The organism is uncultured Tessaracoccus sp. (assembly GCF_947255005.1).
GTDB lineage: Bacteria > Actinomycetota > Actinomycetes > Propionibacteriales > Propionibacteriaceae > Arachnia.
Window position 1 is genome coordinate 154,793 of the sequence record NZ_CAMYFI010000001.1, and the last position, 13,705, is coordinate 168,497.

The 13,705-nt window shown below is 63.9% G+C and carries 8 protein-coding genes and 1 tRNA gene; all 9 read left to right on the top strand.

Annotation, left to right across the window (positions count from 1 at the left end; all coding sequences use genetic code 11):
- The first annotated feature begins 22 nt into the window (after positions 1–22).
- Complete coding sequence (locus Q0X61_RS00695) at positions 23–1,033, top strand: glucosaminidase domain-containing protein (RefSeq protein WP_297739282.1); 1,011 nt, start codon at positions 23–25, stop codon at positions 1,031–1,033.
- 61 nt (positions 1,034–1,094) lie between these two features.
- Positions 1,095–2,867, top strand: coding sequence for an ABC transporter ATP-binding protein (locus tag Q0X61_RS00700; RefSeq protein ID WP_297739285.1), 1,773 nt, complete (start codon positions 1,095–1,097; stop codon positions 2,865–2,867).
- The gene (locus Q0X61_RS00705) at positions 2,864–4,708 is read left to right on the top strand and encodes an ABC transporter ATP-binding protein (RefSeq protein ID WP_297739288.1); all 1,845 of its coding nucleotides are present in this window, start codon (positions 2,864–2,866) and stop codon (positions 4,706–4,708) included. Before Q0X61_RS00700 ends, Q0X61_RS00705 begins: the two co-directional genes overlap by 4 nt.
- Before the next feature lie 117 nt (positions 4,709–4,825).
- Positions 4,826–4,898: transfer RNA gene (locus Q0X61_RS00710), tRNA-Trp, on the top strand.
- A 79-nt stretch (positions 4,899–4,977) separates the two neighbouring features.
- The gene (secE, locus tag Q0X61_RS00715) at positions 4,978–5,445 is read left to right on the top strand and encodes a preprotein translocase subunit SecE (RefSeq protein WP_297739291.1); all 468 of its coding nucleotides are present in this window, start codon (positions 4,978–4,980) and stop codon (positions 5,443–5,445) included.
- The gene (gene nusG, locus Q0X61_RS00720; protein WP_297739296.1) at positions 5,442–6,305 is read left to right on the top strand and encodes a transcription termination/antitermination protein NusG; all 864 of its coding nucleotides are present in this window, start codon (positions 5,442–5,444) and stop codon (positions 6,303–6,305) included. Before secE ends, nusG begins: the two co-directional genes overlap by 4 nt.
- 61 nt (positions 6,306–6,366) lie before the next feature.
- The gene (rplK, locus tag Q0X61_RS00725; protein WP_297739300.1) at positions 6,367–6,798 is read left to right on the top strand and encodes a 50S ribosomal protein L11; all 432 of its coding nucleotides are present in this window, start codon (positions 6,367–6,369) and stop codon (positions 6,796–6,798) included.
- A gap of 88 nt (positions 6,799–6,886) precedes the next feature.
- On the top strand, positions 6,887–7,585 hold the full coding sequence (rplA, locus tag Q0X61_RS00730) for a 50S ribosomal protein L1 (RefSeq protein ID WP_297739303.1): 699 nt from the start codon (positions 6,887–6,889) through the stop codon (positions 7,583–7,585).
- 260 nt (positions 7,586–7,845) lie between these two features.
- Positions 7,846–13,677 (top strand): pullulanase-type alpha-1,6-glucosidase, encoded by a 5,832-nt coding sequence (gene pulA, locus Q0X61_RS00735; RefSeq protein ID WP_297739306.1) that lies wholly within the window; start codon positions 7,846–7,848, stop codon positions 13,675–13,677.
- The last annotated feature ends 28 nt before the right edge of the window (positions 13,678–13,705 follow it).

Below are 13,705 nucleotides of genomic sequence, written 5' to 3' on the forward strand. Positions count from 1 at the left end.
TTCGTCGATCTAAGGAGAGAGCATGCGTGGGCTGCGAGCACTGTTGGCTGTGGCGGTGGCGGTTGGGCTCGCTCTCGCGGCCGCCGTCGCACCCTCGGCGCATGCCAGCAAACGCAGCGACTTCATCGCCTCGCTCGTGCAGGCCGCGCAGGACAACCAGCGGGCAACCGGGGTGCCGGCCTCCGTCGCCATCGGCATGGCAGCGCTCGAAACCGGGTGGGGCAGGTCGTCGATGGCCAACGCACCTGTGAACACGCTGTTCAACATCAAGTGCAGCAAGAACAAATCGCAGTTCCAGAAGGGCTGCCAGAACTTCTCCAGCTACGAGTACCGCAAGGACGGCACCCGCTACCTCATGGTCTCCAGCTTCCGCACATATGCGAGCAGGGGTGATTCAATCAAGGATTTCGGCCAGTTCCTGCGCTCGCTGAGCCGCTACCGCAAGGCCTTTGACTACCAGAACAACCCCGATCAGTTCGTGCGCGAGGTGCGCAAGGGCGGGTACGCGACGGACCCTCGCTACTCCGAACTCGTCATCAGCATCATGAAGTCGCACAACCTGTACCGCTACGACGTGGGCGGCGTGTCCAAGCCCTCCACCCAGCTGCCGGTTTCGACGCGTGACTTCCTGCCACAGACCCACGGCAACGTCAACACCAACGTCACCACCTTGCAGCGCCTGCTGAATGCCCGCATGGGCCGCAAGATCGTCGAAAACGGTAGCTACGGTTGGACGACGCAAGATGCCGTCGCCTACTACCAATCAGACGTGATGAAACTCAGGCAGATCAGCGGCGACGTGGACGCTGCAACGTGGAAACATCTCGTCCCGACGCTGAAACGGGGCGACCGCGGCCCGCTCGTCGTCGCGCTCCAGAAAGAGCTGCAATACTCCGGGTACCGCGATATCGCTATCGACGGTGTATTCGGCGAGACGACGAAACAGGCCGTGCTGGATTTCCAGCGCCGCCACAAGCTTCCGACCACCGGCGTCGTCGCGACGATGACCTGGGGCCGCCTGCTCGGCATGTGAGCCGTCCACGAGGAAGGGCACCTTTGCGGCCCGACGGCGAAGCTCAGTAGAGTCGGCTCACATGCGCAGCCACGAGACAACTAGGGGCAAGGAACGCTCGTCACTGGTGATGTTGTGGCGCTATGTCCGCCCGCACTGGATGAGTTTCGCGCTCGTCCTGGTATTGACCCCCATCGGTGTGCTGGTGTCGGTGGCTATTCCGCTGCTGCTGGGGCGTGCCGTCGACGGCCCGATCGCCCACCGAGACATCAACGGCATTCTGCTGAGCGGGCTGCTCATCCTACTGGCAGGCACGTTCGACGCGGGTGTCAACTGGCTGCGGCGCTGGATCATGTCGGATGTAACCAGCCACATCGAAGCTTCGATGCGCTTTGACCTGTTCGACAAGCTGCAGGCGCTCCAAATGGGTTTCCACAAACGATGGGAATCTGGCCAGCTGCTCAGCCGCATCATGAGCGATCTCGGCCTGCTGCGACGGTTCATGTCGTTCGGCCTGCTCATGCTCATCCTCGACTCGCTGCGCATCATCGTTGTGCTCGCCATCATGGTGACGATGTACTGGCAGCTCGGCATGATCGTGCTGGTGCTGATTGTTCCCGTCGTGCTCGTCACGTGGGGGCTGGTGACGCGCTCGGCACGCATCTCCCGCGAGGTGCAAGACGCCACCGGCGACATCGCGAGCCTCGCCGAAGAATCCCTCCACGGCGTGCGGGTAATCCGTTCGTTCGGGCGTGTGAAGTACGCGTTCGACAAGTTCGACGGCGGCGCGGTCAAGCTGCGAGAGCTCGGCGTGCGTCGGCAGAATCTGGCGTCGGTGCTGTGGACACTGCTCGAGGTGTTCCCCAACGTGCTGCTGGTGCTCGTCTCCGGTGGCGCCGCCTACGCGGCGGCAGCGGGGCTACTCACCCTCGGCCAGGTGGTGGCATTCGTCACGCTGCTGTTGTCGATTGCGTGGCCCATCGGCGGTCTGGGCTTCCTGCTGAGCTTCGCTGGCGAGGCCGCAGCCGCAGCAGATCGAGTCAAGGAAGTGTTCGACGAGCCCATCACCATCCACTCCGGAACCCGCACCATTGCAGATCCGCGCGGCAAGCTCGAGTTCCGCAACGTCGATTTCCAGTTCGACGACGCCTCCTTCTCGACGTTGCACGACCTGGACCTCGTGATCGAGCCGGGGGAGACCATTGCGCTCGTCGGTGGCACCGGCTCCGGCAAATCAACCATCGTCGCGCTGATCCCGAGGCTCCTCGACGTGACGGGCGGCAGCATCGAGCTTGATGGCGTGGACGTGCGTGACCTTGAACTCACCCAGCTGCGCTCGCTCATCGGCACCGCCTTTGAAGAGCCGATCTTGTTCTCGATGTCCGCCAGGGAAAACCTGACGCTCGGAAGGCCCGAAGCCACCGACGAGGAGATCGAGGAGGCTGTGCGCGTCGCAAAGGCCGAGTTCGTCTACGACCTGCCCTGGGGCCTCGACACGCGGCTCGGCGAGCAGGGGCTCAGCCTGTCCGGCGGCCAACGCCAGCGCCTTGCGCTCGCCCGCGCCATCTTGGTGAAACCGAAGGTGCTCGTCCTCGACGACACCCTCTCCGCGCTCGACATCCATACGGAAGCCGAGGTGGAGGAAGCGTTGAAACGCACCCTCGTCGGCGTGACGGGCATCGTCGTGGCGCACCGCGCATCGACGGTGCTGCTCGCAGACCGCGTCGCGATGCTCGTCGACGGGCGCATCGCCCACGTCGGGCAGCACTCCGAGCTGCTCGCGAACGTGCCTGAGTATCGCGAGCTGCTGTCTGCCGACTACCAGATCGAGCCGGGATTGGGGGTACATGCATGAGCAGCCAGAGTCAAACAATCGCTTCCGACACCGACACAGAATCGTGGCGCGGCAAGAAGGAAGAGATCGAGCAGGAACAAGACGCGACGGTGACGCTGCGCCCAGCCAGCCGCAAGCTGCTCGTCGAACTCATCGCCCCCTACAAGTGGGTGGGCGTGGGGCTTGCGATCGCGGTAATCGCCGAGTCACTGGCGAGCCTTGCCATCCCGTACCTCGTGCAGCAGGTGCTGGATGAGGGCATGCCACAGCTAGCGGCCGGCGATGGCTCCTTGCTGAACACGTTGCTCGTCGCGATGGCGGTGGCTGTGGTGGTGCAGGTGATCGGACGGGTGTGGTTCATCCGGGGCTCAGGCCGGGCCGGCAACGGGCTGCTGCTCACCTTGCGGCGCCGCTTGTTCAAGCAGTTCCAGCGGTTGTCCATCGGGTTTCATGACAAGTACACCTCGGGGCGCGCGATTTCGCGCATGACCTCCGATGTGGAGGCCGTGCAGGAGCTCGTGATGCACGGCCTGGACGTGATCGTCGCATCCTCGCTCACCATCATCGGCTCGACCGTGTTGCTGCTGTGGCTCGACTGGCGACTGGCGCTGGCAGCGTTTTGCACCTACCCGCTGCTGTTCGCACTGCTGACGTGGTTCGCGCGCGCCTCGACCACACGCTTCCGCGCCGTGCGCACCAAATCGGCCACCACGATTGTGCAGTTCGTAGAAACCATGACTGGCATCAAAGCCGTGCAGGCGTTTCGACGCGAACCTCGCTCGCGCGCGCAGTTCCAGCAGGTGGCGGGGGAGTACCGCGACACCAACATCAAGGCCATGCGCGTCTTCGCAATCGCCATGCCTGGCTTCCAATTTGTTGGGCATCTCGGCACCGTCGTTGTGGTGCTGGTCGGCGGCTGGATGGTGATCCAGGGCCAGCTCACCGTCGGCGTCATGGCGGCCTTCGTGCTCTACCTGCGCATGTTCTACGACCCGATGCAAGACATCGGCCAGTTCGTGTCCTCGCTGCAGTCGGCACTGACGGCGCTCGAAAAGATCGCCAGCGTCATGGCCGAAGAGCCCGAAGTTGCGGACCCCGAGCAGCCCGTCCCCATGCCAAGCGCGAGTGGCGCCGTCGAGTTTCGAGACGTCCGGTTCGGCTACCTCGATGAGAAGCTGGTGCTGCCCGGCCTCTCCCTGGACATCCCTGCCGGCCAATCTGTGGCGCTGGTGGGCACGACGGGAGCGGGCAAGACGACGATCGCGAAACTACTTGCCAGGTTCTACGATCCGCAGCGCGGTGCCGTCACGCTTGATGGCGTTGACCTGCGCGATCTGGACGACGCTACGCTGCGCCAGCACGTCACGTTACTCACGCAGGAGAACTTCATCTTCGGCGGCAGCATCGCCGACAACATTGCCTTCGGTCGTCCTGGTGCGAGCCGCGAGGAGATCGAGCGGGCGGCAGCCGTCGTCGGCGCCGACGCGTTCATCCGCGCGATGCCTGACGGCTATGACACCGATACTGGCAAGCGCGGCTCGAGGCTTTCAGCTGGGCAGCGGCAGCTCGTCGCATTCGCGCGGGTGGTGCTGGCAGACCCCGCCGTGTTGATCCTCGACGAGGCCACCAGCTCGCTGGACATCCCGAGCGAGCGACTGGTGCAGCGGGCGTTGGCGACGATCCTCGCGGATCGGACGGCCATCATCATCGCGCACCGGCTGTCCACCGTCGAGATTGCTGACCGCGTGCTCGTGCTGCAGCACGGCGAGGTGATCGAAGACGGCGCCCCGAATGAGCTCGTTGCTGGCGGGGAGGGTGCGTACGCCGAGTTGCACCGCGCTTGGATGGCGTCGCTGGCTTGAGTTGTGGCAGACGGCATTCGGCTGCCGTTCGCACAGTCGGGGATTTGCGGCTATAGTTGGACCTCGGCGATTCCGTCGCCGCCGCCCGGCTGTCCCCATACAGCCATGGTGGAGCCTAGGGTAGTAGCTCAACTGGCAGAGCAGCGGTCTCCAAAACCGCAGGTTGGGGGTTCGAGTCCCTCCTGCCCTGCGAGATGGATTGGTTTCCATCCGTTCGCCTTTCGGCACCGAGCCGCGGGGCATTTTGTTTGTTAGCGAAGGGACATCAAGTGAGCGACAAGTCGCCAGAGGAGACTCCTAACGAGCCTTCGCTCGACGAGCCCACGCGCGCCGGAGAATCCGACGTTGATGCCTCAGCAGTCGACGATAGTCCTGCGGCTGACGACCAGGTGATCGACGACCTGGAGAAGGATCTTCCCGCTGACAAGCATGCGTCGTCGAAGCCCGTGAAGCGTCGCACCGTACAGGCCCCCGTGAAAAAGGGCACGGCGACCCGGAAACGTAAAGATGCCGGACGTGAGCATGATGTCGATCCGTACAAGGCGAAGAATCCAAAGCATTTCGTCCAGCAGTCCGTCGGAGAGCTGAAGAAGGTTGTGTGGCCGACATGGCCTGCAATGGTGGGCTATTTCACTGCCGTCTTGGTGTTCGTGCTCTTCGTGATTGCCTACGTAACGTTGCTCGATGGAGCATTTGGGTGGGGCCTGCTGCAAATCCTAGGGAGTAAGAACGCATGAGCGAGTACGACGATAACGCCGCAGATGCTGGCGAGATTGATGTTGAGCAGCTCAAGGCTGAAGCCCAGGCTGACGCAGATGCTGCCGGTGACGATTTCGACATCGTCTTTGAAGCAGAAGCATCCGAATCCGACGAAGCCTCGACGGATTCTGACGGCATCGACGTAGACCTCAACCTCGACGGTGATGACACCGACGAGGTTGAGAACGAGGCCGATGAAGTTGCCGACGCCGACGAGGCGCTCGAGGCCGCGCTGGCTGAGCTTCGCGATGAGCTCGAGGGGAAATTCGGCGACTGGTACGCCGTGCACACCTACTCCGGCATGGAGAAGCGTGTCAAGCAGAACATCGAGGCCCGCGCCGAATCGATGGCCGACAACGGTGGCGACGACGTCTACGAGGTCATCGTGCCCACCGAAGACGTGGTCGAAGTGCGTAACAACAACCGTAAGGTCGTCACGCGCAGCGTGCTGCCCGGCTACGTGTTCGTGCGCATGGACATGACCGACGAATCCTGGGGCGTGGTGCACCACACGCCCTCCGTGACGGGCTTCGTCGGGGCAGGGCAGACCCCCGTGCCTCTGTCGGTAGACGAGGTGCTGAACATGCTTACTCCTTCCGTGAAGGCCCGTATCGCCGCCGAGCAGGTTGGCGAGCAGTCGAAGCAGAAGAAGAAGGTCGAGGTCGTTGATTTCCAGGTCGGCGACTCCGTCATGGTGACCGATGGCCCCTTCAGCGGTGTGCACGCCACGATCACCGAGATCAACGCCAACACCAACCGGCTTCGGGCTCTGGTCGAGATTCTCGGCCGCGAGACCCCGGTTGATCTGGAATTCCGCCAGGTCAGCAAGGTCGTCTAAGGTAGGGCGTTGCGCCGGAAACGCTCCGGCGCGTTAGTAACAACACAGGTAAGGACCCACCATGCCTCCCAAGAAGAAGGTATCGGCGATCGTCAAGATTGCTCTGCAGGCTGGCGCTGCCACGCCTGCCCCGCCGGTCGGTACCGCACTCGGTCCGCACGGCGTCAACATGATGGAATTCGTCAAGGCGTACAACGCTGCGACGGAGTCCCAGCGCGGCAACATCATCCCCGTGGAAATCACCATCTACGAGGACCGCACGTTCACGTTCATAACGAAGACCCCGCCTGCCGCAGAGCTCATCAAGAAGGCTGCCGGCATCAGCAAGGGCTCCGGCAAGCCGCACACGGACAAGGTTGGCAAGATCACCAAGGACCAGGTCCGTGAGATTGCGCAGACCAAGCTGCCCGACCTCAACGCGAATGATGTCGACGCGGCCGTGAAGATCGTCGAGGGCACCGCTCGCCAAATGGGCGTCACCGTCGCCGACTGAATTCCACATCTCTCCTGGTAGGGGAGCTCCCCGCACCAGAACTGGTGGACCGGGATACGAACCCGGCTGATCTAAGAAAGAACCAGATATGAGCCACAGCAAGAACTACAAGGCGTCCGCGGAAACCCGCGACGTGAACCAGCACTACTCGCCCGAGGAAGGCATCAAGCTTGTCAAGGGCATGGCCAAGGCGAAGTTCGACGAGTCCATCGACGTTGCGATGCGTCTGGGTGTCGACCCGCGTAAGGCTGACCAGATGGTGCGCGGCACCGTTAACCTCCCTCACGGCACCGGCAAGACGGCTAGGGTCCTCGTCTTCGCCGCTGGTGAGCGTGCGGAAGCAGCGTTGGCGGCAGGCGCCGACGAGGTGGGCACCGATGAGCTCATCGCCAAGGTGGCCGATGGCTACCTCGATTTCGATGCCGTCGTCGCCACGCCCGACATGATGGGCAAGGTCGGCCGCCTCGGCCGCGTGCTCGGCCCTCGCGGCCTCATGCCGAACCCGAAGACCGGTACCGTCACGATGGATACCGGCAAGGCGGTCTCCGACATCAAGGGCGGCAAGATCGAGTTCCGCGTCGACCGCCATTCGAACCTGCAGTTCATCATCGGCAAGGCCTCCTTCACCGAACAGCAGCTGGTGGACAACTACTTCGCCGTGCTCGACGAGATCCTGCGTCTCAAGCCGGCTTCCTCGAAGGGCCGCTACATCCGCCGTATCGCAATCTCGGCGACGATGAGCCCGTCGGTCAACCTCGACCTCGGCGCCACCAAGCCCGCCTCCTGAGGCTCACACCGAACACTGTTGGTCCAGCGGCCCGGCATGCCACACGCATGTCGGGCCGCTGGCGTTTTTGTCTGTCGAGGGGCGTCGTCGGGGTGGAACGGCGTACCCATCGCGCGCATCGGGGTCGGGGTGCACGGCGCTGGCGAAGGCGTGGCTGTGCGCAATTACATTTTCCCAAGTCCCACGGTTGAGCCCACCGTCGACTAGTGTGCGGACTATCCCGTACCCTTCAGTACCCACCCTCTGGATCGGAGTTTGCAGTGAAGCGTACCCTCGCCGCGCTGGTCACCACGGCACTCGCTCTGAGCGCCGGCACCGCCCTTATCCATCCAAGCGTCTCCAGCGCCGAGGAGCGCAGCGTCACGCTCGTCGGCAGTCTGCAGGACGAGCTCGGCTGCTCGCAGGACTGGCAGCCGAACTGTGCGCGAACGAGGCTCGCCGTCGATGCTGACGGACTCTACCGCGGCTCCTTCGACGTGCCTGAGGGACAGTGGGAGTACAAGGTGGCGCTCGACGGCGCGTGGGACGAATCCCACCCCGCCGACAACCTGCCGCTCGTGCTGCAGGGCCCGGCGAAGCTGGAGTTCACGTTTGACGACGCCACCGACAAGGTCTCGGTGCAGCCAGTGAAACTGGACGCAACGGCAGGCGACGAGGACCGGAAGCTCGCACAGCACTCGCTTCGGCCATCCCTCACCGGCGAGCAGTTCTACTTCATCCTCACCGATCGTTTCGCCAACGGCGACCCGTCGAATGACGCCGGAGGACTTACCTCAGACCGACTCCAGACAGGCTTCGACCCCACAGACAAGGGCTTCTATCACGGTGGTGACATCGCGGGCGTGCGGGACAAGCTCGATTACATCCAGGGCCTGGGCACCACCGCGATTTGGCTCACCCCGAGCTTCAAGAATCGCCCCGTCCAGGGCTCGGGCAACGATGCCAGCGCCGGCTATCACGGCTACTGGACCACCGACTTCACCCAGATCGATCCGCATCTGGGCACCAACGAGGAGATGCAGGCGCTAATCAAGGACGCCCACCAGCGCGGCATCAAGGTCTTCTTCGACATCATCACCAACCACACCGCCGATGTCATTGACTACGAGGGCGGCAAGAACGACTACATCTCCAAGGAGCAGCGTCCATACAAGGATGCCTCCGGCAAGGAGTTCGACGACGCGGAGCTGGCGGGCAAGGAGTTCCCAAAGCTGGACGAGAAAACATCGTTTCCGTACGTGCCCACCTTCCGTACGGCCTCCGACCGCAACGTCAAGGTACCGGCCTGGCTCAATGACCCAACGATGTATCACAACCGGGGCGACTCGACGTGGGCCGGTGAGTCCAGCACCTACGGCGATTTCCATGGGCTGGATGATCTGTTCACCGAGCGCAGGGAAGTCGTCGACGGCATGATCGACATCTATCGCTCGTGGGCAGAGATGGGCATCGACGGATTCCGCATTGATACCGTCAAGCACGTCAACCTCGAGTTCTGGCAAGAGTTCAGCCCCCGCGTGCTGGAGGCCGCGCGAAAGGGCAACAAGGACTTCTTCATGTTCGGCGAGGTCTTTGATGGCAATCCGGAGTATGTCTCCACCTTCACCACGAAGGGGCGCCTGCAATCCGTACTCGACTTTCCCTTCCAAGGCCGTGCGATCGACTACGCCGCGGGCAAGGCGACGACGGGCCTGCGCGAGCTGTTCCGCAGCGACGACCATTACACCGACAACGATTCGAATGCTTACCAGCTCGTGAAGTTCACCGGCAACCACGACATGGGGCGTGCCGCGATGATGCTCGCGGAGAAGGGATTCTCCGGCGACGATCTGCTGGCGCGTGTGAAGCTCAGCAACGAACTGATGCTCCTTTCCCGCGGGCATGCCGTCGTCTACTACGGCGACGAGCAGGGCTTCATCGGCGCTGGCGGCGACAAGGATGCGCGCCAGGACATGTTCCAGACGAAGACTGCGCAGTACGCCAAGGAAGAGGTTTTGGGCGGACAGTCTGGTGCGCGCGAGCGCTACGACACCAACCATCCGCTCTACCAGCAGATCGCGCGGCTCGCTGCGCTGCGCAAAGCCCATCCCGCGCTCGTCGACGGGGCGCAGATCCACCGCTACGCGAGCGGGGAGGCTGGCGTCTACGCTTTCAGCCGCATCAAGGCGGGTGAGAATGTGGAGTATCTCGTCGTCGGTAACAACGCCACCGAGCCCAAGTCGGTACGTCTCCCCACCTATGGGGGCACCTTTGACGTGATCCACGGTGGCAAGGGCCAGCTCACAGCCGACCCGGACGGTCGCCTCGCTGTGACCGTGCCTGCGCTCAGCACGATGGTCCTGCAGGCCAAAGCTCCGATCGCTGCACGCAACGCTGCCCCACAGGTGAGCCTCACCCAGCCCTCGAGCGGTGCGACCGTCGGCGGGCGGGCCGAGATCGTCGCAGACGTGCGGGAGAACGCGCCTGTGCAGACGACGTTCGCCGTGCGTCCGCTTGGCACCACGAAGTGGCAGGTGCTCGGCACCGACGACAACGCTCCCTACCGTGTCTTCCACGACGTCACCGGCTACGCCAGGGGTACCGTGCTCGAGTATCGTGTCATCGCCAAGGACACTTCCGGCAATGTCTCCGTGAGCGCGAGTGCGGGCATCGTCGGTGCGGCGTCCAGCCCGGCTGGCGACGACAGCCCAGAGCCCGGTGGTCCAGTGACGCAGCCTGCTGCGGTCTCTATCCCCGGAAGCCACAACTCGGAGATGGGTTGCGACGACGACTGGGCACCCGCTTGCGATCAGGCACAACTGAGCCTTGACGAGCACGATTCCATCTGGAAAGGCACCTTCGGCTCGATCCCGCAGGGCTCGTACGAGTACAAGGCGGCAATCAATCGTTCGTGGGATGAGAACTACGGCGCGGCGGGTCAGCCCGGGGGAGCGAACGTCACGTACGACGCGTCCGGCCAGAAGGTGACGTTCTACTACGATCACGCTCGCCACTACGTCACATCGGATGCCCAAGGGCCGATCATCACTGCTGCAGGCTCCATGCAGGAGGAGCTGGGCTGCGCCAAGGACTGGGACCCGGCGTGCATGGCGCCGTGGCTGATCGACCCCGACGGCGATGGGGTTTACACCTGGTCATCGACGGCGCTTCCCGCCGGCAACTATGAGATGAAGGTGGCCCATGGCCTGTCGTGGGACGAGAATTATGGCGCTGGTGGTGCCGAGGGAGGAGACAATGTGGCGTTCGCTGTGCCGAAGGCGGGTACCAGGGTGACCATTAGCTACACGCTGGCCACCCACGAGATCCAGGTGAACACATCCGAGGCCGGCGTTGCGCCGGATCTCAAGGCGGCCAAGGCATACTGGCTCACTCCAGAGCTCATCGCTTGGCCGAACGAAGCAAACCCCTCGAAGGACCAGTTCCGGCTTGCTTGGGCCCACGACGGCGGGCTCGCCGTCGACGCCGAGGACATCACCGGCGGCGACCAGACCACGCTTACGGTCGATCCGGCGGGGCTGCCTGATGCCGTAGTGACGCAGTATCCGCACTTGAAGGACTACGTCGCGCTGCGCCTCGATCAGGCGAGCGCTGCGAAAGCCGCAGAGATCCTGAAGGGACAGGCGGCGGTCGGGCGGTTCGCCCCCGACGGATCTGTGAAGGACGCGACGGGGGTGCAGATTGCGGGCGTGCTTGACACGCTCTACGCAAAGGCGGCCGACGTCACGCTGGGCGTCTCGAAGCCGAAGGATCCCGTCGTGCGACTGTGGGCGCCCACCGCGCACCAGGTGTCGCTGCTCGTCTGGCCTGAAGGACGTACCGGTGCTGAGCCTGTCACCCAGGCGATGCAGTTCGACCAGAGCACCGGGGTGTGGGAGGCGAAGGGCAATCCCGGTTGGGGAGCATTCCAGTACTTGTTCGAGGTCACAGTGTTCGTGCCATCCACCGGCAAGGTTGAGCAGACGCGCGTCACGGACCCGTACTCCGTGGGCCTTACGCTCGACTCGAAGCGGTCGGTGAATGTCGACCTCACTGCGGCGAACTTCAAGCCTGAGGGTTGGGACGCATCGACGGGCCCGAAGCTCGCCAGCGCGGTGGATCAGAGTATTTACGAGCTGCATGTGCGGGACTTCTCCATCTCTGACGAGAGTGTCCCGGAGAAGATCCGCGGCTCCTACCTGGCATTCAGTGCCGACGGCGCCGGGCGCAGACATCTGACGGAACTGGCCAAGGCTGGACTGAACACCGTGCATCTGCTTCCGACGTTCGACATCGCAACCATCGAGGAGGACCCGGCCGAGCGGACCGAGCCGAACTGTGATCTCTCCTCCTACGCCTCTGATAGTCGGGAGCAGCAGGCGTGTGTCTCGAAGCAGGCGGACACAGATGCGTTCAACTGGGGCTACGACCCGTTCCATTACATGACTCCTGAGGGCTCCTACACCTCGACGCCCGAGAACGCCAACGGTGGTCGTCGGAGTCTAGAGTTTCGTCAGATGGTGAAGGGGCTGCATGACGTCGGACTGCGCGTGGTGCTCGATCAGGTCTACAACCACACGGCGCAGTCGGGGCTGGGGGAGAAATCGGTGCTCGACAAGGTCGTGCCCGGCTACTACCACCGCCTCGACGCGAAGGGCGCGATCGAGACGTCCACCTGCTGTGAGAACGTCGCCACCGAGCACATGATGGCGCAGAAGCTCATGGTGGACTCGATTGTTGTGTGGGCACGCGACTACCGCGTCGACGGGTTCCGCTTCGACCTGATGGGGCATCACTCCACGCCGAACATGCGTGCAATCCGCCGCGCGCTCGATGAGCTCACGCCGGAGAAGGACGGCGTCGACGGCAAGGCGATCACACTCTACGGCGAGGGCTGGGACTTCGGCGAGGTCTCCGGCAACGCCCGCTTCGAGCAGGCCATCCAGGGGCAACTGGGCGGCACTGGCATCGGGACGTTCAACGACAGGCTCCGTGACGGCGTGCGCGGCGGCGGCCCGTTCGACGACGATCCGCGCACCGAGCGAGGATTCGCGACGACGGGGGCCTCCGCCAACGACGTCGACCTCGTGCAGATCGGTCTTGCAGGCAACCTGCGGGATTTCACGCTGCGCAGTCAGCAGACCGGTGAGATCGTGAAGGGCTCGCAGATCGACTACAACGGCGCCCCGGCCGGCTATGCAGACGAGCCCGACGAAGTAGTCAACTACGTCGACGCGCACGACAACGAGACGCTCTTCGACACGATCACGCTCAAGGTGCCTGCGGGCACCCCGATGGAGGAGCGGGTGCGGCTGAACACGCTGGCGCTATCCACTGTGGCGCTCTCGCAGGGCGTATCGTTCTGGCACGCTGGCTCAGACATGCTGCGCAGCAAGAGCCTGGACCGGGATTCGTATAACTCCGGAGACTGGTTCAACCTGCTGGAGTTCACGATGCAGGACAACGGCTTCGGTCGGGGGCTACCCCCGGAGGGCAAGAATGGCGACAAGTGGGGCATCATGGCGCCGCTGCTGGCCGACCCGGCCAACAAGCCGAGCCCGGAGCAGATTCGTGCCGCGTCCGCAGCGGCGCAGGATCTGCTGCGGCTGCGCGCGTCGACGCCACTGTTCCGGCTTGGCAGCGCCGACGCGATTCGCGAGAAGCTCACCTTCCCCGTCTCAGGCACCGAGCATGGTTCAGACCAGGTGATCGTGATGCACATCGACGACACGCGCGGGAAGGACATGGATCCGAAGCTCGACCAGCTCGTCGCGGTTTTCAACGCTTCCGGCAAGGCCATCGACCAGAGGGTACCAGGGTTGGAGGGCGCGCAGCTCGTGCTGAGTGACGTCCAGGCTGGCGGCTCGGACGCGAGGGTTAAGCAATCCACCTGGAATGCCCAGACCGCGACCGCACATGTGCCGGCGCACACTGTCGCGGTGTTCTGGCTGCCACAGGGGGATCAGGGCCAGTCGCCACAGCCGACGCCCGCCCCGACCGATGAGCCGACTGTCAGCCCGACGGAGGAGCCGACGGTGAGTCCCCAGCCCACCGCACGTCCCACGGATTGGCCGAGCGACAGGCCGCAGCCCGGCATGCCGAGAACGGGCTGCTGAGCGGGACCGGGGTTGGTGCTTCCTCCCT